The sequence below is a fragment of the Mesorhizobium sp. genome, from assembly GCF_965229135.1.
GTDB lineage: Bacteria > Pseudomonadota > Alphaproteobacteria > Rhizobiales > Rhizobiaceae > Mesorhizobium.
In genome coordinates this window covers 4,998,912-5,021,666 of record NZ_OZ245860.1, presented here as the reverse complement: position 1 = coordinate 5,021,666, position 22,755 = coordinate 4,998,912, and the positions used below count along the sequence as shown (strand labels likewise).

Genomic DNA, 22,755 nt, shown 5'->3' with positions numbered 1-22,755 from the left:
ATCGAGCGACAAGACCACGAACGGCCGGCAAACACCGCTAAATGACAGGGAAACAACCGCAAATCCGGCACCCTCGTGCGCCTCGACACGAGGTGCCGGCCAGGTCTATCCTGCGGCTCATGGCGCATGTCATCGATCGTGAGGAATGGGCTGTCCGTTCCGACCATTGGAAGGGCGAGCTGCAATGCGGCGCCTACGGTTCCAACTCCTGCCTGATCTTCAACTATCTGCCCGACGTCGGCGGCGGCCCGAGACTGCACAAGCATCCCTACGCGGAGATCTTCATCATCCGCCAGGGAAGCGGCCTGTTCACCATCGGCGACCAGGAAATCGAGGCCTCCGCCGGCCAGATCGTCATTGTGCCGCCCGGCACGCCGCACAAGTTCACCAATCTCGGCCCAGGCCCGCTGGAGACGACCGACATCCACGAGAGCGGCAAGTTCGTCACCGAGTGGCTGGAGTGACCATGATCCCGAACCGGAGGTCAGCATAAGCAAAAAGTGGAAACCGGTTTTCGGAAAAGATCATGGTCCAATGTAAAAGAGCTACTTCGCGCCGAGCCTGACCAGAACGGCCTTCGGGATATCATATTCACGGATCACGCCATCGTGCCTGCGCAGGCCGCACAGTTCGCGCTGGATGAAATAGCCGTGCACGGCTTCGGCCGCCTCCTTGAGCAGCCGGGGCCGGTGCTCGGCGTCGCCATTGTCGCGCAGCCTCGCCAATGTCTCCTCGACGCGCTGGCCGGCGCGGCCCAGTGCCGCCGCCTTTTCGGCGAGGATCTCGTGGCCGAGCGCGTCGAAGGCGGCTTCCGCCGCCGAATTGCCGACAGATGGCGGGCGCAGCGACATCTCAGTCTCCTTTCCCGTGTCCGGAAAGCATCATGCGGTGTGTAATGAATTCTTCGCCGACCACGCGCTGGAAGCCAAGTCCCTCATAGAAAGCAAAGGCTTCCTTCGGCGCGCGGGTGTTCAGGATGGCGAAACACTGGCGTGCCCTCTCAATCACGGTTTCGACCAGCATGCGGCCAAGGCCGTTGCGGCGGTGGCCCGGACTGACGAACAGATGCCGGACCCGCCCCTGTCCGCGGTCGAAATAGGGATCGATGTTCAGCCCGCAGACACCCGCGAGCTCCTTGCCGTGCCAGGCGCCGAAAAGCGCCTCGCCGCGTTTCAGGAACTTGTTGCGGCCGCTTGCCCAACCATCCGCCAGGCGCACCAGCATCCAGTACCCTTCGAGCCGGCTCTCTTCCTTCAGCGCGTCGAATGCCGGCACGGTCGGGCGAAGCCGCTTGAGAACATAGGAGTTTTGCGCCGCACCGCTCACGCTCCTACTCCGCCGGCCTCGTCTCTTCCAGCACGCCGTCATCGTGATACAGGAACCCGCCGGACTGGCGCTTCCACAGCCGCGCATAGAGGCCGTCCAGCGCCACCAGCTCGTCATGCGTTCCCTGTTCGACGATGCGGCCGCCGTCGAGCACTACCAGCCGGTCGAGTGCGGCGATGGTGGACAGCCGGTGCGCGATGGCGATCACCGTCTTTCCTTCCATCAGCCGCGTCAGGTTCTCCTGGATCGCCGCCTCGATGTCGGAATCGAGCGCCGAGGTCGCTTCGTCCAGCACCAGGATCGGCGCATCCTTGAGGAAGACGCGGGCGATCGCGACGCGCTGGCGCTGGCCGCCCGACAGTTTTACGCCGCGCTCACCGACAAAGGCCTCATAGCCGATGCGGTCCCTGTTATCGCGCAGGCCAAGGATGAAGTCGTGCGCCTCGGCTTTCCTGGCCGCGGCGATCACCTCGGCGTCGGTCGCGTCGGGCATGCCGAGCTTGATGTTGTCGCGCAGCGAACGGTGGAAAAGCGCGGTGTCCTGGCTGACGACGCCGATATTGGCGCGCAGCGAGTTCTGCGTGACCTTGGAGATGTCCTGCCCGTCGATGGTGATCTTGCCGCTTTCGAGGTCGTAAAGGCGCAGGATCAGATTGACCAGCGTCGTCTTCCCGGCGCCGGACGGGCCGACCAGCCCGACCTTCTCGCCCGGCCTCACGACAAGGTCGATGCCGTTGAGCACGCCGGAACCCTTGCCATAGTGGAATTCGAGATTCCGGACATCGATGCGTCCGCCGGCCACGACCAGCTCCTTGGCGTCGGGCGCATCGACCAGCCCGAGCGGCTGCGAGATCAGCGCCTTGGAGTTCTCCAGCACGCCGAGGTTTCGCAGGATGCCGTTGAGCTGCATCATCAGCCGGCCAAGCAGCATGTTGAGCCGCAGCACCAGCGACAGCGTGAAGGCGACGGCTCCGACGGTGATCGACCCTTCGACCCAGAGATAGACGGCAAAGCAGGCGATGGCCGTGATCATGACGCCCGCCAGCGTCGTCAGCGCCATGCGCACCCCGGTCAGCCGGCGCGTGAACGGACGCAGCGCGTCGAGATAGATATCGAAGCCGCTGCGGATATAGCGGTCGTCGCCATCGGCCGAAAACAGTTTCAGCGTCTGCACGTTCGAATAGGAATCGACGATGCGGCCATTGATCATCGAACCGGCTTCGGCCGTTGCCTCCGCATGCTTGCGGATCGCCGGCAGATAGAGTTTCGCCAGCCAGCCGAAGGCCACGATCCATACGACCACCAGTGCCGCCAGGCGCAAGTCGAGCCCGGCGACCACCGCCAGCGTCGTCACCGTATAGACGACCATGAACCAGACGACCTCGATGAAGCTTTCCATCAGGTCGCCGGTCGCCTGCCCGGCCTGCCAGACCTTGGTGGCGATGCGCCCGGCGAAATCGTTCTGGAAGAAGGCGTAGGACTGGCGCGACACGTGCCGGTGCGCCTGCCAGCGCACCAGATTGTAGAAGCCGGGCGTGATCGTCTGCTCGTCGACCAGCGCGGACAGGCCCACGACGATGGTGCGCACGACCAGCACCACCACAGCCATGAACACCAGTTCGGGGCCGGCGGCATGCCAGAGAGCCTGCCAGCTGCGCGGGTTCGGAAGCTGGTCGAGAATGTCGACCAGTCGCCCCACGAAGTAGAACAGGCCGGCCTCGACCAGCGGCGCGATGCCGCCGATGACCAGCATGGCGAAGAAGGCGAACTTCGCCTGCCCGACATAGTGCCAGATGAAGCCGCCGACACTCGCGGGGGGCCGCAGGTTCGCCGGCTCCCGGAAAGGATAGACCCAGTTCTCGAACCAGCGATAGATGGCAGTCATCATGCGGCGGCCATCATTCTGCGGCTTGCCCCTTTGCCTGTGCGTCGTTGGCCGCATCAGCCGGGCCGTCCTCGAGCAGGAAGCCGCCCGACTGCCGCTGCCACAGCTGCGCATAGAGCCCGCCCCTGGCGACGAGCTCCTCATGCGAACCTTCCTCGATGATTCGGCCTTTGTCCATCACCACCAGCCTGTCCATGGCGGCGATCGTCGACAACCGGTGTGCTATGGCGATGACGGTCTTGCCCTGCATGAGCTTGTAGAGGTTCTCCTGGATGGCGGCTTCCGCCTCGGAATCGAGCGCGGACGTCGCCTCGTCGAGAATGAGGATCGGCGCGTCCTTCAGCATAACGCGGGCAATGGCGATGCGTTGCCGCTGGCCGCCGGACAATTTGACGCCCCGATCGCCGACATGGGCGTCGAAACCCTTGCGGCCTTCGCCGTCGGAAAGCCCGCCGACGAAGTCCATCACCTCGGCGCGGCGGGCCGCCTCGACCAGCATGTCGTCGGAGGCGTCGGGCCGGCCGTAAAGGATGTTCTCGCGCACCGAGCGATGCAGCAGCGAGGTATCCTGCGTGACCATGCCGATCTGCGCGCGCAGCGAATCCTGCTTCACGCCAGCGATCTCCTGGCCATCGATCAGGATCTTGCCGCTTTCGAGGTCGTAGAAGCGCAGAAGGAGGTTGACCAGCGTGGACTTGCCCGCACCCGAGCGGCCAACGATGCCGACCTTTTCGCCCGGCCTCACCCGCAGCGACAGGCCCTCGATGACGCCTTTCTGTTTTCCGTAGTGGAAGCCGATGTCGTCGAACCGGATCTCGCCCCTGGAAACGGTGATATCGCCGGCATCCGGCCGGTCCTCGACAAGGCGCGGCAATGAGATCGAAGCGATGCCGTCATGCACCGTGCCGATATTCTCGAACAGCGCCGACATTTCCCACATGATCCATTGCGACATGCCCCACAGCCGCAGCACCAGGCCGATGACCACGGCGACCGCGCCTATCGACACCGCGTTGTTTAGCCACAGCCAGAGCGATATCGCGGTGACCGAGAACAGCAGCAGCGAATTCATGATGTAGAGCAGGACGTAGAGCACCGTCACCAGGCGCATCGACCGGTAGACCGTGTCGAGAAAGCCGCCCATGCCCTCCTTGGCGAAGGACGCTTCGCGGCGCGCATGGGAAAACAGCTTGACCGTCTGGATGTTGGAGTAGCTGTCGACGACGCGTCCCGTCATGATCGAGCGCGCATTGGCCTGCGCCTCGCCGACCTTGCCCAGGCGCGGGATGAAGTAGCGCAGCAACAGCATGTAGCTGACCAGCCAGACGCCGAGCGGGGCGGCCAGCCGCAGGTCGGCCGAACCGACGATGAACAGCATGCCGAGGAAATAGACGATGACGTAGTTCAAGACGTCGATCAGCTTGATGACGCATTCGCGCACGGCGAGCGCCGTCTGCATCAGCTTGGTGGCGATGCGGCCGGCGAACTCGTCCTGGTAGAAGCTCATCGACTGCTTGAGCAGGTAGCGATGCACCTGCCAGCGTATGCGCATGGGATAATTGCCCATCAGCGTCTGCTGGTTCAGCATCGAATGCAGCCAGACCGTGCCGGGCAGTGCGAACAGCACGACGAAGGCCATCAGTGCCAGCCTCCAGGCTTCCGTCTGCAGGAAGGTCTCGCGATCTTGCGCCGACAGCCAGTCGACGATGCTGCCGAGGAAGCCGAACATCCACACTTCGGCAATGGCGATCGCCGCCACCAGCACCGCGTCGATCAGGATGAAGGGCCATGCGCCGCGCGTATAAAACACGCAGAACGCGACCAGCGTCTTGGGCGGCTCGACCGGCTCCTCGGTCGGGAACGGATCGAGCCTCTTTTCAAACCAGGCAAACATCTATCGGTACTCTTCAATATCAATATCAATATACAGGGATCGGCGGCACCGGTCCCGGCTATGCGGCAAGCGAGCGTACGCCATCGACTGCCGGCGACTCGGATTCACCCGAGTCGCCGGTCTTGCTTCGCCCAATATAGGATGTCGACGACGTTTCGCCGACAGGCTGGTTCGGCGTTGCTGACGGCACCGTGGCGACCGCGCGGGTCTTCGGCCGGATCAGCCTCATCAGCCGGCGCACCAGCGACGGCCGGCTCGGGTCGGGAACCGCGCGCGAGAAGTCGACATCCGGCAGCATGCCGCGATGCGGACGCCGACGTTGCTCGGCGTGAACCGCCGACGAATAGGTTTCGCCGATCAGCAGCGCCCAGGTCGGCATCCGGTGGGTATGCAGGCTCCTTGAGCCGGGTATTCTGTAGGGATCGAACATGGGTCCGTCCTCCGTGTGAAAATAGTGATAAAAAGGCGAGACAACATCGTCCTCCGGCATGCGGCCGGAGGCGCGGATTGCATCGGTCATGACACGACGGCCAGCGTCGGCCCGGACATGACAGGTGTCGCTCGCGACACGTTCAGGTGGGGCGCTCGGCCCTTTTGACTTTTTGAAAAACATCGCAGGATTCCTTCGACAGCCGAAAAATCGTTTCGGCGGGAATCGGTGCGATCAAGTCTTAGAGTGTCAGGAGAATCGTCGTACCGAAACCGCCGTGGAGCTTACAAGTCCACGAGAGGGGCGCTGGATGTGCATGGTCATCATGAATTACCCCTCCATCGGTTCGGGTTGACAATGGTCGGCGTATACAAGACTTGGCAGAAAATGGCCACCCGCAGGTCCAGGAATTTCCAAAACCGCCGAACTCCTGTGGCCGTTCTGCCACTTATTAGAAGGATGTGGAAATGAACGACCGTCTCCGCATCGCCCTCTACCAGCCGGACATCGCCGGCAATACCGGCACAATCCTGCGCTTCGCCGCGTGCCTCGGCCTTGGCGTCGACATCATCGAACCCGCGGGCTTCCCGCTCTCCGACCGGGCGCTGAAACGGGCGGGCATGGACTACATCGAAATGGCTGACATGACCCGGCATGCCGACTGGCACGCCTTCGAGGACTGGCGCAAGACGGCGGCGCGGCGGCTGGTGCTTTTGTCGACCAAGGCCGCTATTGCCTACACCGGCTTCGCTTTTGCGGGTCGCGACATCCTGCTGTTCGGCCGAGAATCCGCAGGCGTGCCGGATTCTGTCCATGAGGCGGCGGATGCGCGGCTGACCATTCCCATGCAGCCGGGGGCGCGCAGCATCAACGTCGCGCTTTCCGTCGCCATGGTGGCGGGCGAAGCCATCCGGCAGCTTGGATAGCAAGCCATCGGCGGGCATGGCGATCACCGCCTCCCCGCCAGCGACAAGACCGTCCTGCGTCATTCTCACCCAAGCGCACATCGCCTTCTCCCGCGGTTTGCATGTCCTTGGCTTCTTGGCTACAAGCTCAACTTAACTTGAGGTCAAGCAGAAAAATCGGGCGGAAGGGCCGGGAATGGCGCCAGTAAGGGAATTGACTGTCGGCCAGGTGGCCGCGCGCAGCGGCGTGGCGGTGTCGGCGCTGCATTTCTATGAAGCGCGCGGGCTGATCCGCAGCCACCGCACCTCCGGTAACCAGCGCCGCTACGGCCGCGACGTGTTGCGGCGCGTGGCTATCATCAAGGTCGCGCAGGAGGTCGGCATCTCGCTGGCCGAGATTGGCGCCGCGCTGGAATCGCTCCCAGAGGGCCGCACCCCGACACGCGAGGACTGGAATCTTCTTTCAACGGCTTGGCGCGACGGGCTGGATCAGAAGATCAACCAGTTGAAGAAGCTGCGCGATGGCCTGACCGACTGCATCGGCTGCGGCTGCATGTCGATCGACAAATGTCCGCTCAGGAACGAGGGCGACAGACTTGCAAGGGAAGGCTCGGGGGCAAGGCGGCTCGTTCTTCCTTCTCCCCGTTCACGGGGAGAAGGTGCCTGAAATGCGGATGAGGGGCAGCGCCGGCATTTGAAGGTTTGCGCCGCCCCTCACCTGCCTGCCGGCATCCTCCTCCCCGCATAGTGACGGGGAGAGAAAATTCTAATCCGCGGCCGGCAGCCGCCTGATGGTGAACTCGATCAAGTCGCCCGGCCGCTCGAACCAGCTTTCGATCTCGGTCCAGTAGGCCTGCTTGGGGAAGCGTTCGAACCATTCCTTGGCCTTGAGGCGCGCATCGGAGCGCGGCAGCACGAATGTTTCGCGCAGAAACCCGTCGCGCGGCTTGTTCGCGCGTTCAGCCCGGCTTTGGGCGAGCCTTTTCTTCAGTCCATGCAGCGGCGGTCTTGCCGGCGTGCCCACGAAAGAACTCCTTGTACATCGCCCATGACCTCCATCGAATTCGAAGGGATCATGCACAAACCAAAGTGTTATAGCGCCCTTTCGCGCGTCCAATGGACGCGTGGCGCTGCAACGGGACTTGACCCTGTCCCCTAAGAGATTAGGGATCGCGCCCGGAAAAGACGAGTCATTTGTGGACTCGCCGACCGCCCAACCGGAGACGGCACGTGGAACGACCCGAAATACCGGCAGGCCTTCCCGCCGACATCGAAGAGAAGAAGATGAAGGCGCGGCTGTGGTTCGAGGCGCTGCGCGAACGCATCTGCGCCGGCTTCGAGCAGATCGAGCAGGATCTCGGCGGTCCGCTGGCTTCGTGGTCCCCCGGCCGCTTCGACAAGACGCCATGGGAACGCGACGAGGGCAAGGGCGGCGGCGGCACCATGTCGATGATGCATGGCCGTGTCTTCGAGAAGGTCGGCGTCCACACCTCGACCGTCCATGGCGAGTTCTCGCCCGAATTCAGGAAGCAGATGCCAGGCGCCGAGGAAGACCCGCGCTTCTGGGCATCGGGCATTTCGCTGATCGCGCATCCCTGGAACCCCAATGTGCCGGCCGTGCACATGAACACGCGCATGGTCGTCACCTCGCGCCAATGGTTCGGCGGCGGCGCCGACCTGACGCCGGTGCTCGACCGGCGCCGCACGCAGGACGATCCCGACACGGTCGCCTTCCACCGCGCCATGCAGTTTGCCTGCGAGAAGAACGCCGGCGTCGCCGACTACCCGAAATTCAAGGCCTGGTGCGACGAATACTTCTACCTGCCGCATCGCGACGAGCCGCGCGGCATTGGCGGCATCTTCTTCGACTGGCTGCATTCGGGCGAGGACAAGGGCGGCTGGAACGCCGACTTCAACTTCGTCCAGGATGTCGGGCGCTCCTTCCTCGTCGTCTACGGACATCTCGTGCGCGCCAACTTCAACGAGAACTGGACCGACGGAGACCGCGACGAGCAGCTCATCCGCCGTGGCCGCTATGTCGAATTCAACCTGCTGCACGATCGCGGCACCATCTTCGGCCTGAAGACCGGCGGCAATGTCGCGTCCATCCTGTCCAGCCTGCCGCCAGAGGTGCGCTGGCCGTAGACAGTTGGTGAGCGGGGGCGTGGTTGGCGCTTTGCGCCAGCCGATGAGGTGCGGAATCTCACAGGGATTCAGTACCTTGGCGCCTATCGCGGGACACGCGGCGCTTTCGTGCAACCAAGACCGCCCTATTGGTGTTATAGTTTTGTCCCGCCAGCGATCCGCGGACTAAACGGATTGCTTGCCAAAAAGATGCGCCGGACCCTCACCCGTTTCGAAGGATTCGGCACCACGGAGGAAAGGAAACAAGCCATGAAACAATTTAACTGCGGCTCACTCGTTCCCGGCTGCGACTGGCACACACGTGCCGACGAGGAAGCAGAGGTCATGCGCCGCGCGGTCGAGCACATGCGCGAGACGCATGGCGAAACGGTCATCCGTGAAACGATGGTCGAGGCAATCCGCTCCAGGATCGAGAAGGTCCGCGACGCGGCTTAGACCGCGGCCATGTCCCAACGTTCCGGGTTCATGGCTTCAGGGCTTCGGCGGCGCGCCTGATCAGCGCGTCGCGATCGGGCGCGAAACCTGCCTCGATCCATTCCGCTTCAAGATTCTTCAGGACTTCGCCGAGCTTCGGCCCGGGTGTTGCCCCGATCGCGGTGAGATCGGCGCCCTTGAGCGGGAAAACCGGCTTTTCCCATTTCACCGCGAAGGCGAGCAGGCGCGAAAAGCCGCCGGCTTCCAGCAGCGCGTCCGTTTCCTCCACCGCGCGCGCCCGCGCCGAGGCGAGCGACAGCCTGAGACGATCGACAAACCCTTGCCGGTCGCCTCGATAGAGTTTCTTGGCGAGTTCGCCTTCGGTGGTCTTGGGCTCGACGGCGGCACTCAGCGCCCAATAGCGCAGGCGATCGGCTTCGACGGTCGAGAATTTCAGCCTTTCGGCAAGCGTCTTCATCCGCTCGGCATCGGGCGGCACGATCGCTTCCAGCCTGAGCAGCGGATCGGGCGTCCAGCCCAGATCCTTCTCGGCCCGGGTCAGCGGATGGATCGAATCGATGCCCCATTTCTCGCTTTCCGGCAGCACGCTGGTCAGCACGCCGGCCTGGCGCATCCACAGCAGCGCCCGTGACGGATCGGACGCCGACAGCAGTTTCTTCAGTTCGGACCAGACCCGCTCGGCGGAAAGCTGGCCGAGTCCCTCCTTCAACCGGGCACAGGCCTTCAGCCCGTCGGCGTCCGGCCTGCCATCGCCATACCAGGCGAAGAAACGGAAGAACCTGAGGATGCGAAGGTAGTCTTCGCGAATGCGCGCCTCGGCATCGCCGATGAAGCGCAAGCGACGCGCCTCTATGTCCGAGAGACCGCCGACCAGGTCGATGACGGTGCCGTCGGCTTCGGCATAGAGCGCGTTGATGGTGAAGTCGCGCCGCTCGGCGTCGGCCTGCCAGTCGCGCCCGAACGAAACCTTGGCACGCCGCCCGTCGGTCTCGACATCCGCGCGCAAGGTGGTGACCTCATAGGGCTTGCCGCCGGCAACGACCGTGATGGTGCCGTGCTCGATCCCGGTCGGCACCGCCTTGAAGCCTACCGTCTCGGCGCGGCGGATGGTTTCATCAGGCAGGCACGTCGTGGCGATATCGATGTCGGCGACCGGCTGGCCCATCAGCGTATTGCGTACCGCGCCGCCGGCGACGCGGGCCTCTTCACCACCTTCGGTCAGAATGCCGAGCAGGCGCTGCAGATGCTTTTCGCCGAGCCAGTCGGCCCTGCCCGCAATCGATGAACTCACGCATAGAGCCTTTCATACAACGTACGGATGATGCCGGCGGTGACGCCCCAGATGCGGCGGTCGCCATACGGCATGTCGTAGAAGAACCATTCGAGATCGTTCCACATGCGGCTGTCGCGCTTGTGGTTGGCCGGATCCATCAGGAAGCGCAGCGGCACTTCGAAGGCGGCATCGACCTCGTCGGCATTGAGTGTCAGCTGGAAAGGAGGCCGAACTATGCCCAGCACCGGCGCGATGCGGTAGCCGCTGCCGGCGACATAATCGGGCATGCGGCCGATTACCTCGATCCGATCTTGCCCAAGCCCGATCTCCTCGAAGGTCTCGCGCAGCGCCGCCGCCTCCGGGCTTGCATCGGCCGCGTCGATGGTGCCGCCGGGAAAGGCCACCTGCCCCGAATGGCTGCGCAGCTTTTCAGCCCGCTTGGTCAGGAGAACCGTCGCATCGCCATCGTGGTCGACCACCGGGATCAGCACGGCGGCATCGCGCAGCGTCTTCGCCTGGCTGAGGCGCGGATGACCGGGATTGAAGCGATGGTCGCCAAAATCGTCGCCGGCATGCGCGGCCGGCTGCGCGGCGAAGCGGGCGCGGAAATCCGCGGTGGAAAACCGTACCGGCGTCACCTGGTCCATCACGCACTCAGACGCTTCAACTGGTCGGCGGCCATGATCGGAAACACGGCCCCCTTCGAGCGGACCGCGAACATGGTCTTGCCGTCGATCTCGATCTCCTCGCCGTGCCCGACCAGTTCGTACATCACCGGCCGCGCCACCAGCGCCTCCAGCCGGCCGCGCACCAGCGCATAAGGTTTCAGTCCTCCGGTCTCGCTCTCGTCGACGAAACGCAGGGGACGGTCCGGCCCGACCTCGACGACATCGCCGACATTGGTGCGGAAAGTGATGACCTGATCGTCGCCATGTCCGGAAACATTCATTTCGACGGCGATGAAGGGCGCATCGGCGACGCGGATGCCGACGCGCTCCACCGGCGTCACCAGATAGGTCTTGCCGTCCGCGTCCTTGCGCAACACCGAGGAGAAAAGCTGGACCAGCGGCATGCGGCCGATCGGCGTGCCCAGGTAGAACCAGGTGCCGTCGGCCTTGATCTCCATGTCGAGATCGCCGCAGAAGTCGGGATTCCAGCGCTCGACCGGCGCCGGCCCCTTGCCGGCGCGCGTGGCGCGGGAGACCAGCGCCTCCAGTCCTCGCGCCTCGGTTGCGGCCGTCAGGCTTTCTTCACGATGTTCGGAGTGTTCCGTCATGGTCACGAAATAGTCACTGTTGTTTCGCTTGTCAGCCTAAGTGTACGATTTAAGTTCGAACGTAGGCGCTACGCGAGGCCGAATCGCGGCAGTCATGGTATTCTGCGGGCCGGTATTTCCAACAACAAGGATCGATGCTGCATGAGCGTGATGATCAAGGAAAATCCGATCAGCGAAGCCGAGATGATCGCCCAGGCCGAAAAGGCACTGTCCGACATCTCCAGGGTTCGCGACGGTGTCGGCCGGGTCATCTTCGGCCAGGAGAGCGTGGTCGAGCGCACGCTGGTGGCCGTGCTGGCCGGCGGCCACGCGCTGCTGGTCGGTGTGCCCGGGCTTGCCAAGACCAAGCTGGTCGAAACGCTGGGCATCGTGCTTGGCCTCGATTCGCGCCGCATCCAGTTCACGCCGGACCTGATGCCGTCCGACATCCTCGGCTCCGAGGTGATGGAGCAGGACGAGACCGGCAAGCGTTCCTTCCGCTTCATCCCGGGGCCGATCTTCGCCCAGTTGCTGATGGCCGACGAGATCAACCGCGCCTCGCCGCGCACCCAGTCGGCGCTGCTGCAGGCGATGCAGGAATATCACGTCACCATCGCCGGCGCCCGCCACGACCTGCCGGCACCCTTCCACGTGCTGGCGACGCAGAATCCGCTGGAGCAGGAAGGCACCTATCCGCTGCCCGAGGCACAGCTCGACCGCTTCCTGATGCAGGTCGACATCCTCTACCCCGACATCGAGGCCGAGCGCCGCATCCTTCTGGAGACGACCGGCATGGAGGACGCGAAAGCGCAGAACGTCCTGCAGCCGGCCCGGCTGAGGGAGATCCAGACGCTGATCCGCCGCATGCCCGTGCCGGAAAGCGTCGTCGAGGCGATCCTCAAGCTGGTGCGCTCGGCGCGCCCCGGCCAGGGCAACGCCGACACCGACAAGCATGTCGCCTGGGGCCCGGGACCACGCGCCAGCCAGGCGCTGACGCTGTGCGCCCGCGCCCGCGCCCTTTACGACGGACGCCTGGCCCCTTCGGTCGACGACGTCAGGGCGCTAGCCGAACCGGTGCTGCAGCACCGCATGGCGCTGACCTTCGCAGCTCGCGCCGAAGGCACCACCGTTCGCGACGTGGTGGCGAAACTGGCCAAAGGCATCTGATGGCTCGTATTGGCGAGCTCCAGGCACCGGCAGCGACACAAGACGCGCTTGCCCGTGGCCGGTTGCGGGCTTCGTTGGTTCCGGACCTGCTTGTCGAGGCACGGCGCATCGTCAACACGGTCATTGCCGGCTGGCATGGCCGCCGCAAGCGTGGCATCGGCGAGAATTTCTGGCAGTTCCGGCCTTATGTCGAAGGCGATTCCTCGCGCATCGATTGGCGCCGCTCGGCCCGTGACGACCATACCTATGTGCGCGACCGCGAATGGGAAGCCGCCCATACGGTCTGGCTGTGGGCCGACCCGTCACCGTCCATGCTCTACAAATCGACGGGCGCCAGCGTCTCGAAGCAGTCGCGCGCCCTGGTGCTGGCGCTGGCCATGGCCGAGCTTCTGTCGCGCAGCGGCGAGCGCATCGCCTGGCCGGGCCTCACCGATCCCTTCACCGCCCGCAACGGCGCCGAACGCATCGCGGCGCGGCTGACGCATGCCGGCGAACTGCCGGCAAAGCCCGATCTGTCGGCAATCCGACGCTTCGCCGATATCGTCATCGTCAGCGACTTCCTCGATCCGGTCGAGGAGATCATGGCCTGGCTCGACGTGCTCGCCCGCCACGGCGTGCGCGCGCATCTGATCGAGGTCGCCGACCCGGCGGAGGAGACCTTCCCCTATGCCGGGCGCACCGAGTTCACCGACCCGGAGACGGGCGACAAGCTGACAGCTGGCCGCGCGGAAATGCTCGGCGATGACTACCGCCTGCTCTACACCGCACGACGTCAGGAACTGGCCAACTGGTGCCGTCGGCTCGGCTGGAGCTTTACCGTCAACCACACCGACCGCCTCGCCTCCGAAGCGCTTGTGCGTCTGCACATGGCGATGACCGCCGATGGCGGCTATGCCGGAAAGGTCAGCGCATGAGCTGGCTGCCCCTCTCCTTCGGCGCACCCATGGTCCTGTGGGGCCTGCTGGCGCTGCCGGTGATCTGGTGGCTGCTGCGGCTGACCCCGCCCAAGCCGCAGGCCGAGATCTTTCCGCCGCTCAAGATCCTGGCCCGCGTGCTGAAGCGCGAGGAGACACCGCGGCGGAGCCCATGGTGGCTGACGCTGCTCAGGCTCATGATGGCCGCACTGATCGTCGCGGCGCTTGCCGAACCGATCTTCAATCCGCGCGAAAAGCTGCCCGCCGAGGGCGCGGCACTGGCGCTGGTCGTCGACAATGACTGGGCAAGCGCGGCCGACTGGGGCAAGCGCGTCGCCACCGCCGAGCGGCTGATCGCCGATGCCGGCTCGAACGGCCTGTCGGTGATCATCGCCTTCACCGCCGAAAAATCCAATGCCGAGATCGGGCCATTCGATGCAGCCAAGGCTCTTGACCGGCTGCGCGCCACCAAGCCCCGCCCGATCCCGACCGACCGTCCGGCCGTCTATGCCCGCGTCGCCACCGCGCTCGCATCCCTGCCGGGCGCCAGCGTCGCCGTGCTGGCCGACGGCCTGGCCGCTCAGGGTGACGAAGCCGCCTTCAACACGCTCCTGTCCAGGAACGCCGCGCGTGTCGTCTGGGCCGTAACCGACAGGCCATCGCTTGCCGGCCTGACCAGTGCCGAGAACCAGGTGGACGGCTTTGCCCTCACCGCCATCCGCGCGCCGGGCGACGTCACCCCCCGCCAGGTGACGGCCGGCGCCTTCGACGACAAGGGCCGCCGCATTGCCGACGCGACGCTGACCTTTGCCCCCGGTGAGGCGACCGCCACCGGCACGATGGCCGTGCCGTTCGAACTGCGCAACGACTTCGCCTCGATCGCGCTCGATGGCGAGCGTCACGCCGGCGCGGTGCGCGTGCTCGACGAGAGCTCCAAGCGACGCCGCGTCGGGCTGCTGTCGCAGGCCGAGGCCGACCAGGCGCAGCCGCTTTTGTCGCCGCTCTATTACATTCGCCGCGCGCTACAGCCCTTCGCCGATCTGGTGGAGCCGTCGAGCGCCGACCTAGCCGACGCCATCCCGCAGATCCTCGACCAGAAGCCGGCGATGATCATCATGGCCGATATCGGCACGATCCCGGAGCAGGTGCGGCAAAGACTGGTCGACTGGGTCGACAATGGCGGCACGCTGGTGCGTTTCGCAGGCTCGCGGCTGGCCGCGGCCGGCAATGACGACGAACTGCTGCCGGTCAGGCTGCGCACCGGCGAGCGCTCGCTCGGCGGCGCCTTGTCATGGACATCGCCGCAGCCGGTCACTGAATTTCCGAAGACTGGCCCCTTCGCCGATCTGGCGCCGCCCACCGAGGTGACCGTCACTCGGCAGGTGCTGGCGGAACCGACGCCCGACATCGTCGATCGCACCTGGGCGGCCCTTGCCGACGGCACGCCGCTGGTGACCGGGCTGAAGAAGGGCAAGGGCACGCTGGTCCTGTTCCACGTCACGCCCGAGGCGACATGGTCCAACCTGCCGATTTCCGGCAGCTTCGTCGAGATGCTGCGGCGCATCGTGCAGATATCGCGCAACCAGGGTGCGGCGGTGGCCAACGCCGAAGCCGCGGCCACTTCGCTGCCGCCCTACCGTATGATCGCGGCCGACGGCGCGCTGGCGCCGCCGACGCCGGACGCAAGGCCGCTGGTTCCCGGCGCCGGACGCCTGCCGGTGACCTTCGAGAACCCGCCCGGCCTCTATGGCTCCGAGGCCGGTGTCTTCGCCCACAATCTCCTCGATGCCGGCAGCGTGTTGACGCCGCTGGCGCGCCCGACCATTTCCGTGCCTGTCACCGACATCCAGTACGCATTCGATGAATCGCGCAACCTGAAAGGACCGCTGGTGACAATCGCCCTGTTGCTGATGGCGCTCGACACGCTGGCCGTCTTATGGATGGGCGGCCTGTTCTCGCGTCGGCCACGCCGCGCCGGGGCGGTGACGACGACAGCCGCGCTTCTGATCGTGTTTGGCGCGCTGTTTGGCCACGCGGACTTCGCGCGCGCCGACGATGCCAAGCCAGGCGACCAGGCCGCGATCGAAGCGGTCGGGAAGACTCGCATCGCCTATGTGCTGACCGGCGTGCCCGGCGACGATTCGATCAGCCGGGCCGGCATCGAGGGCCTGACCCGCTTCCTGATCGAGAAGACCGCGCTCGAACCGGGGGCACCGGCCGGCGTCGATATCTCCAAGGACGAGCTGTCCTTCTACCCGCTGATCTACTGGCCGATCGATCCGGCGGCGCCGATGCCGAGCCAGGCGGCGATAGCCCGCATCGACGCCTACATGCAGCAAGGCGGCACGGTGCTGTTCGACACGCGCGACCAGTTCGCCAACGGCATCGGCGCCGATTCGACCAGCCCGGCCACGGAGCGGCTGCGCGACATCCTGGCCAATCTCAACGTGCCGCCGCTGGAACCGGTCCCATCCGACCATGTGCTGACGAAGTCCTTCTTCATCATGCCCGAGTTTCCTGGCCGCTTCGCCGGCAGCCCGCTCTGGGTCGAGGCATCGCTCGACGCCAGCAACACCGACAACCGCCCGGTGCGCACCGGCGACGGCGTCTCGCCGATCATGATCACCGCCAATGATTTCGCCGGCGCCTGGGCGGTCGACGAGAATGGCGATCCGCTGCTGCCGACCGTGCCGTCGGATCCGATGCAGCGCGTCTATGCGCTGCGTGCCGGCGTCAACATCATGATGTACATGCTGACCGGCAACTACAAATCCGACCAGGTGCATGTCCCCGTGCTGCTCGAACGGCTGGGGCAATAGGATGAACTGGTCGATCTCCTTCGAGCCGCTGATATCCTGGCCGCTCCTCGCCATCGTGCTGGTGCCGTTGCTGTTGCTGTCGCTGGTCGGCCTGTGGTTTCGCCAGCGTGGCGCCGTCCTGCGCTTCGTCGCCCTGCTCGCTTTGGGGGCGGCGGTCCTCAATCCGGTTTTCCTCGACGAGGAACGCGAGGCGCTGAAAAGCGTCGTCGCCCTGATCGTCGACCGCAGCCCGAGCCAGGACATCGGCGACCGCACAAAACAGACCGACGAGGCGCTGGCGGGTCTCCAGCAGCGTCTTGGCCGTTTCAAGCAGTTCGATGTCCGCGTCATCGAGGCCGGCAAGACGGAAGCGACCGACGAACGCGCCGAAACACGGCTTTTCAGTGCGCTCGAGGGCGCGTTCCGTGACGTGCCGCCATCGCGCATTGGCGGCGCCATCATGATCACCGATGGCCAGGTGCATGACGCGCCTTCCGGCGCGCCCGATTTCCACGCGCCGCTGCACGCGCTGATCACCGGCAACGACCACGAAAAGGACCGCCGCATCCGCTTCGACAATGCGCCGCGCTTCGGCCTGGTCGGCAAGCCGCTCGACATGAGCTATCGGGTCATCTCGACCGAGAACGAGACCGCCCCGGTCGATGTCCGCGTTTCCGTCAACGGCCAGCAGGTTTCGGTCGAGCATGCCATCGTCGGCCAGACCATGCCGCTGCAGGTGACCATACCAAGCGCCGGCCGCAACATCATCGAACTCGCCATCGACAAGGAACCGGGAGAACTTACCGAAACCAACAACCGCGCCATCGCGCTGGTCGACGGCATCCGCGAAAACCTGCGCGTCCTCCTGGTTTCGGGCGAGCCGCACGCCGGTGAGCGCACCTGGCGCAATCTGTTGAAATCCGACGCCTCGGTCGACCTCGTCCACTTCACCATCCTGCGGCCGCCCGAAAAGCAGGACGGCACGCCGATCAACGAATTGTCGCTGATCGCCTTCCCGACGCGCGAACTGTTCGTGGAGAAGATCAAGGATTTCGACCTGATCATCTTCGACCGCTACCAGCACCGAGACGTGCTGCCGATCCTTTATTACGACTACATCGCCGAATATGTCGAAAAGGGCGGCGCGCTGCTCATCGCCGCCGGCCCCGAATATGCCGGCGATGCTTCGATCGCGCGCACGCCGCTGATGTCGGCGCTGCCGGCGATGCCGACCGGCGAAGTCATCGACAAGGCCTTCTACCCGCGCCTGACCGACCTTGGCCAGCGCCACCCGGTGACGCGCGGGCTCGACGGCTCCGCCACCGAGCCGCCGCGCTGGAGCCGCTGGTTCCGCACCATCGGCGTGCAGAATCCCGAGGGCCAGGTGGTGATGAAGGGCGCAGACAACCGGCCGCTGTTGCTGCTCGACCGCAAGGGCGAAGGCCGCGTCGGCATGCTGCTGTCCGACCAGGGCTGGCTCTGGGCGCGCGGCTTCGAGGGCGGCGGCCCGCATGTCCAGCTTTACCGGCGCATCGCCCATTGGTTGATGAAGGAGCCGGAACTCGAAGAGGAACGGCTGACCGCCGACGGGCGCGGCATGGTGCTGGAAATCCGCCGGCAGACCATGGCCGACGATCCCGGCACGGCCCAGGTCATCACTCCTTCCGGCAAGACCATGAGCGTCAAGCTCGACAAGTCGGAGCCCGGCGTGTTCCTCGGCAGCGTCCAGACCAGCGAGATCGGCCTCTACCAGATCGCCAATGGCGACCTGACCGCGCTTGCCCATGTCGGGCCGATCAACTCCCCGGAATTCGCCGATGTCGTTTCCACGACGGATCGCTTGAAGGCCCCAGCCGAAGCGACCGGCGGCAGCGTGCGGCGATTGACGACATCATCGGCGAGCGACATCGCCCTGCCCTCCATCGTGCCGGTGCGTTCCTCGGGCGAGGCCGCGGGCAGCGACTGGATAGGACTGCGCACCACCGACGACAGCGTACTGAAAGCGGTATCGCGTGTGCCCCTGTTCGGTGGCTTCCTCGGCCTCGGCCTGTTGCTCCTTGCGATAGGCTCGATGTGGTACCGCGAGGGACGGTAGCTTCCTTCTCCCCGTCACTATGCGGGGAGAAGGTGCCGGCAGGCGGATGAGGGGCAGCGCTGACCTCTGCGATATTGAATTTCGCCGTGCCCAACCGGTAGAAACCAGCCGTTGCGCGATGGCTCCCGGCGCTTCACGACATACGGCGTCTGCCGGGGACCCCGTTGCCTCCGGCAACTCCCCAGCGTTCGCGGTCTTTCATCGTGCCGCCGGCACGATGAATTCGCCTACGGCGAACCGACCACTCACTCCTCCGGTTCGGTCGTGAACATCAGCGGGTAGCCCTTGGCCTTGCCGGCGTCGGTCGCGCGCGTTGCCTTGGTCTCGGCGACATCCTTGGTGAAGACGGCGACAACGCAGACGCCACGGCGATGGGCGGTGATCATCACCCGGTGCGCCTGGTCCTCGCTCAGCTTGAACTCGCCCTTCAGCACCCTGACCACGAACTCGCGCGGCGTGAAGTCGTCGTTGAGAAGGATGACCTTGTAGAGCTTTGGCCGCTCGACCTGCGGCTTGACCTGAACACGGGGTTTTGTGGTGATCTCGGGCATCGGAAACCGGCAATTCCACGCTAATTCAAGTCAGGGAGGTGGCCGTCATTTTGCCACGGGCGGGCGCTGTCGTCCATTTCGCACGGTCACAACCCGGTTACCGGGCGACCACCGCCATTCATCCTATGTGGGAATTATCGACCGCTGTTCAACGGCCCTGTCGCCCGACCATGCGGCGCGATTGCGTTCCGGCCGCATCCTGGCGGCGCTCGCGCCATGCGACCGCCACCCAGGCGACGAAACAGATCAGCGTGGCGCTGGCCAGCACGATCATCAGCCAGTTTTGCAACGGCGTGATGTAGTCCCAGTCGCTGGAAATCTGAGGCGCGAAGAGCGAAGGCTCGGTGCGCCCGCTGGCCGGATCCGGAACCGGACTGGCGGTGAACAGGATCAATACCCTGGCCAGCGCGGAGACCACCAGGCCGCCGAGCACCATCGAGCGCAAAATGGACGAAGGCCGCGTGTTCATGCGGATAACCTTAGCGGGTGGCGATTGCGATCAGGTTAAAAATCGTCGCGACCCGTCGGATGGGTGTGTTGGGTTGCACGGATAGAAGAAGGCCGCTCCAGCCGAAGTCAACTGAAGCGGCCTTGTTCAGGCTAACGATGGAGTCCTGGGATCAGGGCTTCTTCGGAGCCATCTTCTTCGGGGCCATCTTGGTCTTCTTGACCGGGCACTTATGCGTCTTGGTCGCCTTGCAGGCTTTCTTCATGGAAGCCTTCTTCATCGGCGCCTTCATCGGCGCGGCAGTTGCCGGCGCGGTCGTGGTGGTGGTGGCGGCCGGAGCGGTGGTCGTCGTCTGGGCGTTGCCGAGAACCGGCATCGAGAAGGAGAGAGCGACGGCGAGACCGAGGGCGGAGAGAAGGGACTTGTTCATGGCTGGTTTCCTTTTTTTATGCGGGTCGGTAGTGAGTGTCACTGAGCCGGGTCGATCGGTGTCACTCCAAGCAGTTTCAAAGCGTTGGCGAGCATCCGGATCCCCTGCGCCTGTTTCTTGTTGGCGCAGAACCGGTTGCCCTTTCTCTGAAGTGCCTTTGCCGCGGTGACCTGCGTTGCCGTGGCGTGGGTTTCGAGGGCTTCGTCAAATTGGTGGCTGAGATTGGTGCAGCGTTCGGTCCGGGTGAGCACCTTTGCGTCCGATTGTTCGACCACGGCCGTGACGAGCGATATGCCGAGCACCGCACCCATCAGACTGATCGAGAACCTTTGCATTGGCTTTCCGTAACTCCGGGCACTAACGTCGCAGCCGTTCATGTGACCGCCACGTGACCACTTATGCCCCTGTATGTTTTCGCTAGTTTTTCCCGAATATAGAAATTTGTTTCTGAATTGTTTCTGGGAAATCGGGACTGAAATCCGGCCATCGCCACTGGCCAAGATATGGCCTGAATTCTATCGTGAGGGTGACGGAATGATGATTATGCAATTCATGATGACAGGCACCCTGTGAAATCAGACGCACACATACTGATCGTCGACGACGACAAGGGCATTCGCGACCTGCTTCAGGAGTTCTTCCAGAAGCGGGGACTGCGCACCACGGTGGCATCCGACGGCACGGAGATGGAGGCCATCCTGCGCCGCACGGCGGTCGATCTGATCATCCTGGACGTCATGCTGCCGGGAAAGAGCGGACTCGAGCTGTGCCGCGACATCCGCGCCAGCTATTCGACGCCGATCATCATGCTGACCGCGGTCACCGAGACCACCGACCGCGTGGTTGGCCTGGAGATGGGCGCCGACGACTATGTTCCCAAGCCCTTCGATCCGCGCGAATTGCTGGCCCGCATCCGCGCCGTGCTGAGGCGCCACGGCTCGGCCGAGCCGAAGCGCGCCACCACCAAGCAGATCTACCATTTCGCCGGCTGGACCATGGACTGTTCGCGCCGGCGGCTGATCGCGCCGGGCGACGTCCGGGTCGAGTTGACGATGGCGGAGTTCAACCTGCTGCAGACCTTCGTCAAGAGCGCGCAGCGCGTGCTGACCCGCGACCAACTGATCGAACTGTCGGGCGGTGACACCGACTACAGTTTCGACCGCAGCATCGACATTCTCGTGAGCCGCCTGCGGCGCAAGATGGAGGACGACCCCAAGACGCCGAAGCTGATCCTCACGGTGCGCAGCGGCGGCTACCAGTTCCTGCCCGAGACAACGTCCGAATGAGACGCTTCCTGCCGCAGACCCTGCCCGTCTGGGTGCTGCTCATCGTCATTGCCGGCCTGCTGATCAGCCAGGTCGCGACGCTATACATCGTGTCGCGCGATCGTGTGGCGGCCAACGACGTGGTCGACCTCTACCGGCTCAACGACCGCGCCTTCTCCCTGGTGCAACTGATGAGCGGCGCCACGCCCGAGCAGCGCAAGGCGACCGCGGCCGGCCTGTTCAATTCCGCCTACGCGCTGACCGTTTCGGACACGCCCGCCGTCACCTCGTCGATCGCCGGAGACGACGAACTGGCCGAACTCGAGGACATCATGGTCAGCCGGCTGTCGAAATTCGGCATCACCGATGCGCGCGTACGCCGCGATCCGGCGACGACCGATACCGATAGCACCGACGGCACGGTCGATGGCCCCGACATCGGCCAGGTGGAGCGCGACCTCCTGGCGCTGTCGGCCAACTTCGCCCAGAGCGACAAGCTGACGGCTTCGCTGCGCTTCGGTGACGGCCAGTGGCTCAACTTCACCGAACCCAACACGCCCGTCGGCCCGATACTGAGCGTCGACAGCCTGCCGCTGTATTCGCTGATCGCGGGCCTGGTGGTGATCATGTCGATCTGGTCTCTGCATCGGCTGACCGCGCCCTACCGCATGATGGAAACGGCGGTGAACCGCATCGGCAAGGACCTGAAGAGCCCGCCGATCGCCGAGAGCGGCAGCCGAGAGGTCCAGGCAGCCGCCAGGGCGATCAACGCCATGCAGGCCAGGCTGCGCGAATATGTCGAGGACCGCGAACACCTGGCCGCGGCACTCGCGCATGATCTGCGCACGCCGCTGACCAGGATGCGCCTGCGCCTGGAGTTGCTGCGCAAGTCGCCAGCGCGCGCCGCACTCGCCCATGACCTTGCCGACATCGAGGGCATAGCAAGTTCCGTCATCGACTTCGCCACCTTCGAGGTGACCGAGGAAAAGAGCGAGAGGATCGATTTCCTGTCGCTCGTGGAAGCCGTCGCCGACGGGTTCGAGACTGTAACGCTCGAGGATGACGAGGCGCATTCGCGCGGCCTGATCTGCATCGCGCGGCCGGTGGCGCTTCGCCGTTGCGTCACCAATCTCGTGCAGAATGCCGTGACCTACGGCAAGCGGGCGCACCTGACCCTGCAGCGGTCGGAAAACACCGTAACGCTCTCCATCCGGGACGAGGGCCCGGGCATACCGCAGGCTCAGATCGACTCGGTGTTCGGCTCGTTCGTCCGTCTTGAACAGTCCCGCAACCGCCAGACGGGCGGCCTTGGCCTTGGCCTGACGATTGCCCGCAACATCGCCCGCGGCGCGGGCGGCGACATCAGCCTGTCCAACTATCCCGGCGGCGGCCTGCTGACGCAGCTGCGCCTGCCGCTGGCGGCTTGACTATCTTGAAGCTCTCAGCCGCCTGGACGATAAATCGCGTAAGGACAAAGACTTAACTCAAAGCGGCATCCGTCTTGAAGCGATACGCTTCGGCGGGGGTATGCCCCCGTGC

Annotated in this window: 24 protein-coding genes; 11 read left to right on the top strand and 13 right to left on the bottom strand. The window is 64.8% G+C overall.

Going from position 1 to position 22,755, the window contains the following annotated elements:
* The first annotated feature begins 119 nt into the window (after positions 1 to 119).
* Positions 120 to 464 (top strand): cupin domain-containing protein, encoded by a 345-nt coding sequence (locus ACO07C_RS23940; RefSeq protein WP_421917592.1) that lies wholly within the window; start codon positions 120 to 122, stop codon positions 462 to 464.
* 81 nt (positions 465 to 545) lie between these two features.
* Here the strand turns inward: ACO07C_RS23940 and ACO07C_RS23935 are convergent, their stop codons facing one another.
* From ACO07C_RS23935 to ACO07C_RS23915, 5 genes are read right to left on the bottom strand one after another with little or no spacing between them, the layout of a single operon-like run.
* Positions 546 to 851 (bottom strand): DUF6665 family protein, encoded by a 306-nt coding sequence (locus ACO07C_RS23935; RefSeq protein WP_421916641.1) that lies wholly within the window; start codon positions 849 to 851, stop codon positions 546 to 548.
* Between the two features lies 1 nt (position 852).
* Entirely contained in the window at positions 853 to 1,326 is a 474-nt protein-coding gene (locus tag ACO07C_RS23930; protein ID WP_421916640.1) for a GNAT family N-acetyltransferase, read from the bottom strand.
* A 4-nt stretch (positions 1,327 to 1,330) separates the two neighbouring features.
* Positions 1,331 to 3,214: an ABC transporter ATP-binding protein gene (locus ACO07C_RS23925; protein WP_421916639.1), complete on the bottom strand. Its 1,884-nt coding sequence runs from the start codon at positions 3,212 to 3,214 to the stop codon at positions 1,331 to 1,333.
* A gap of 10 nt (positions 3,215 to 3,224) precedes the next feature.
* Complete coding sequence (locus tag ACO07C_RS23920; RefSeq protein WP_421916638.1) at positions 3,225 to 5,105, bottom strand: ABC transporter ATP-binding protein; 1,881 nt, start codon at positions 5,103 to 5,105, stop codon at positions 3,225 to 3,227.
* 58 nt (positions 5,106 to 5,163) lie between these two features.
* Positions 5,164 to 5,625, bottom strand: coding sequence for a hypothetical protein (locus tag ACO07C_RS23915; RefSeq protein ID WP_421916637.1), 462 nt, complete (start codon positions 5,623 to 5,625; stop codon positions 5,164 to 5,166).
* Between the two features lie 377 nt (positions 5,626 to 6,002).
* Here ACO07C_RS23915 and ACO07C_RS23910 point away from each other — a divergent pair, with 377 nt between their 5' ends.
* Positions 6,003 to 6,461 carry a tRNA (cytidine(34)-2'-O)-methyltransferase gene (locus tag ACO07C_RS23910; protein WP_421916636.1) on the top strand — a complete coding sequence of 153 codons (459 nt, stop codon included), beginning with the start codon at positions 6,003 to 6,005 and terminating at the stop codon, positions 6,459 to 6,461.
* A 175-nt stretch (positions 6,462 to 6,636) separates the two neighbouring features.
* Positions 6,637 to 7,107 (top strand): redox-sensitive transcriptional activator SoxR, encoded by a 471-nt coding sequence (soxR, locus tag ACO07C_RS23905; protein WP_421916635.1) that lies wholly within the window; start codon positions 6,637 to 6,639, stop codon positions 7,105 to 7,107.
* 99 nt (positions 7,108 to 7,206) lie between these two features.
* On the opposite strand, the gene ACO07C_RS23900 is transcribed toward soxR, so the two are convergent.
* Positions 7,207 to 7,464: a hypothetical protein gene (locus ACO07C_RS23900; RefSeq protein WP_421916634.1), complete on the bottom strand. Its 258-nt coding sequence runs from the start codon at positions 7,462 to 7,464 to the stop codon at positions 7,207 to 7,209.
* A gap of 206 nt (positions 7,465 to 7,670) precedes the next feature.
* On the opposite strand from ACO07C_RS23900, the gene hemF reads away from it, so the two are divergent.
* On the top strand, positions 7,671 to 8,585 hold the full coding sequence (hemF, locus tag ACO07C_RS23895) for an oxygen-dependent coproporphyrinogen oxidase (RefSeq protein ID WP_421916633.1): 915 nt from the start codon (positions 7,671 to 7,673) through the stop codon (positions 8,583 to 8,585).
* A gap of 249 nt (positions 8,586 to 8,834) precedes the next feature.
* Positions 8,835 to 9,020: a DUF1059 domain-containing protein gene (locus tag ACO07C_RS23890; RefSeq protein ID WP_421916632.1), complete on the top strand. Its 186-nt coding sequence runs from the start codon at positions 8,835 to 8,837 to the stop codon at positions 9,018 to 9,020.
* Between the two features lie 28 nt (positions 9,021 to 9,048).
* Here ACO07C_RS23890 and ACO07C_RS23885 read toward each other — a convergent pair whose 3' ends face one another.
* From ACO07C_RS23885 to ACO07C_RS23875, 3 genes are read right to left on the bottom strand one after another with little or no spacing between them, the layout of a single operon-like run.
* Positions 9,049 to 10,311 carry a CCA tRNA nucleotidyltransferase gene (locus ACO07C_RS23885; protein ID WP_421916631.1) on the bottom strand — a complete coding sequence of 421 codons (1,263 nt, stop codon included), beginning with the start codon at positions 10,309 to 10,311 and terminating at the stop codon, positions 9,049 to 9,051.
* Positions 10,308 to 10,940 (bottom strand): CoA pyrophosphatase, encoded by a 633-nt coding sequence (locus tag ACO07C_RS23880; RefSeq protein WP_421916630.1) that lies wholly within the window; start codon positions 10,938 to 10,940, stop codon positions 10,308 to 10,310. The genes ACO07C_RS23885 and ACO07C_RS23880 overlap by 4 nt, the downstream gene beginning before the upstream one ends.
* Positions 10,940 to 11,569, bottom strand: a complete 630-nt coding sequence (locus ACO07C_RS23875) for a DUF1285 domain-containing protein (protein ID WP_421917591.1) — start codon at positions 11,567 to 11,569, stop codon at positions 10,940 to 10,942. Before ACO07C_RS23875 ends, ACO07C_RS23880 begins: the two co-directional genes overlap by 1 nt.
* 141 nt (positions 11,570 to 11,710) lie before the next feature.
* Here ACO07C_RS23875 and ACO07C_RS23870 point away from each other — a divergent pair, with 141 nt between their 5' ends.
* The 4 genes from ACO07C_RS23870 to ACO07C_RS23855 are packed head-to-tail and all read left to right on the top strand — an operon-like array spanning position 11,711 to position 18,522.
* A complete protein-coding gene (locus ACO07C_RS23870) occupies positions 11,711 to 12,715 on the top strand; it encodes an AAA family ATPase (protein ID WP_421916629.1) in 1,005 nt (334 codons plus the stop codon).
* Positions 12,715 to 13,629, top strand: a complete 915-nt coding sequence (locus ACO07C_RS23865) for a DUF58 domain-containing protein (RefSeq protein WP_421916628.1) — start codon at positions 12,715 to 12,717, stop codon at positions 13,627 to 13,629. The genes ACO07C_RS23870 and ACO07C_RS23865 overlap by 1 nt, the downstream gene beginning before the upstream one ends.
* Positions 13,626 to 16,448 carry a DUF4159 domain-containing protein gene (locus tag ACO07C_RS23860; protein ID WP_421916627.1) on the top strand — a complete coding sequence of 941 codons (2,823 nt, stop codon included), beginning with the start codon at positions 13,626 to 13,628 and terminating at the stop codon, positions 16,446 to 16,448. Before ACO07C_RS23865 ends, ACO07C_RS23860 begins: the two co-directional genes overlap by 4 nt.
* Before the next feature lies 1 nt (position 16,449).
* Positions 16,450 to 18,522 (top strand): hypothetical protein, encoded by a 2,073-nt coding sequence (locus tag ACO07C_RS23855; protein WP_421916626.1) that lies wholly within the window; start codon positions 16,450 to 16,452, stop codon positions 18,520 to 18,522.
* Between the two features lie 245 nt (positions 18,523 to 18,767).
* Here the strand turns inward: ACO07C_RS23855 and clpS are convergent, their stop codons facing one another.
* From clpS to ACO07C_RS23835, 4 genes are all read right to left on the bottom strand, one after another.
* Positions 18,768 to 19,073 (bottom strand): ATP-dependent Clp protease adapter ClpS, encoded by a 306-nt coding sequence (gene clpS, locus ACO07C_RS23850; protein WP_421916625.1) that lies wholly within the window; start codon positions 19,071 to 19,073, stop codon positions 18,768 to 18,770.
* Between the two features lie 148 nt (positions 19,074 to 19,221).
* A complete protein-coding gene (locus ACO07C_RS23845; RefSeq protein ID WP_421916624.1) occupies positions 19,222 to 19,542 on the bottom strand; it encodes a hypothetical protein in 321 nt (106 codons plus the stop codon).
* A 151-nt stretch (positions 19,543 to 19,693) separates the two neighbouring features.
* A complete protein-coding gene (locus ACO07C_RS23840) occupies positions 19,694 to 19,951 on the bottom strand; it encodes a hypothetical protein (protein ID WP_421916623.1) in 258 nt (85 codons plus the stop codon).
* A 38-nt stretch (positions 19,952 to 19,989) separates the two neighbouring features.
* Positions 19,990 to 20,286 carry a hypothetical protein gene (locus ACO07C_RS23835; RefSeq protein WP_227345598.1) on the bottom strand — a complete coding sequence of 99 codons (297 nt, stop codon included), beginning with the start codon at positions 20,284 to 20,286 and terminating at the stop codon, positions 19,990 to 19,992.
* 234 nt (positions 20,287 to 20,520) lie between these two features.
* Here ACO07C_RS23835 and ACO07C_RS23830 point away from each other — a divergent pair, with 234 nt between their 5' ends.
* Both ACO07C_RS23830 and ACO07C_RS23825 read left to right on the top strand, forming a co-directional pair.
* Positions 20,521 to 21,237, top strand: coding sequence for a response regulator (locus tag ACO07C_RS23830; RefSeq protein ID WP_421916621.1), 717 nt, complete (start codon positions 20,521 to 20,523; stop codon positions 21,235 to 21,237).
* Positions 21,234 to 22,643: an ATP-binding protein gene (locus tag ACO07C_RS23825; RefSeq protein ID WP_421916620.1), complete on the top strand. Its 1,410-nt coding sequence runs from the start codon at positions 21,234 to 21,236 to the stop codon at positions 22,641 to 22,643. Before ACO07C_RS23830 ends, ACO07C_RS23825 begins: the two co-directional genes overlap by 4 nt.
* The last annotated feature ends 112 nt before the right edge of the window (positions 22,644 to 22,755 follow it).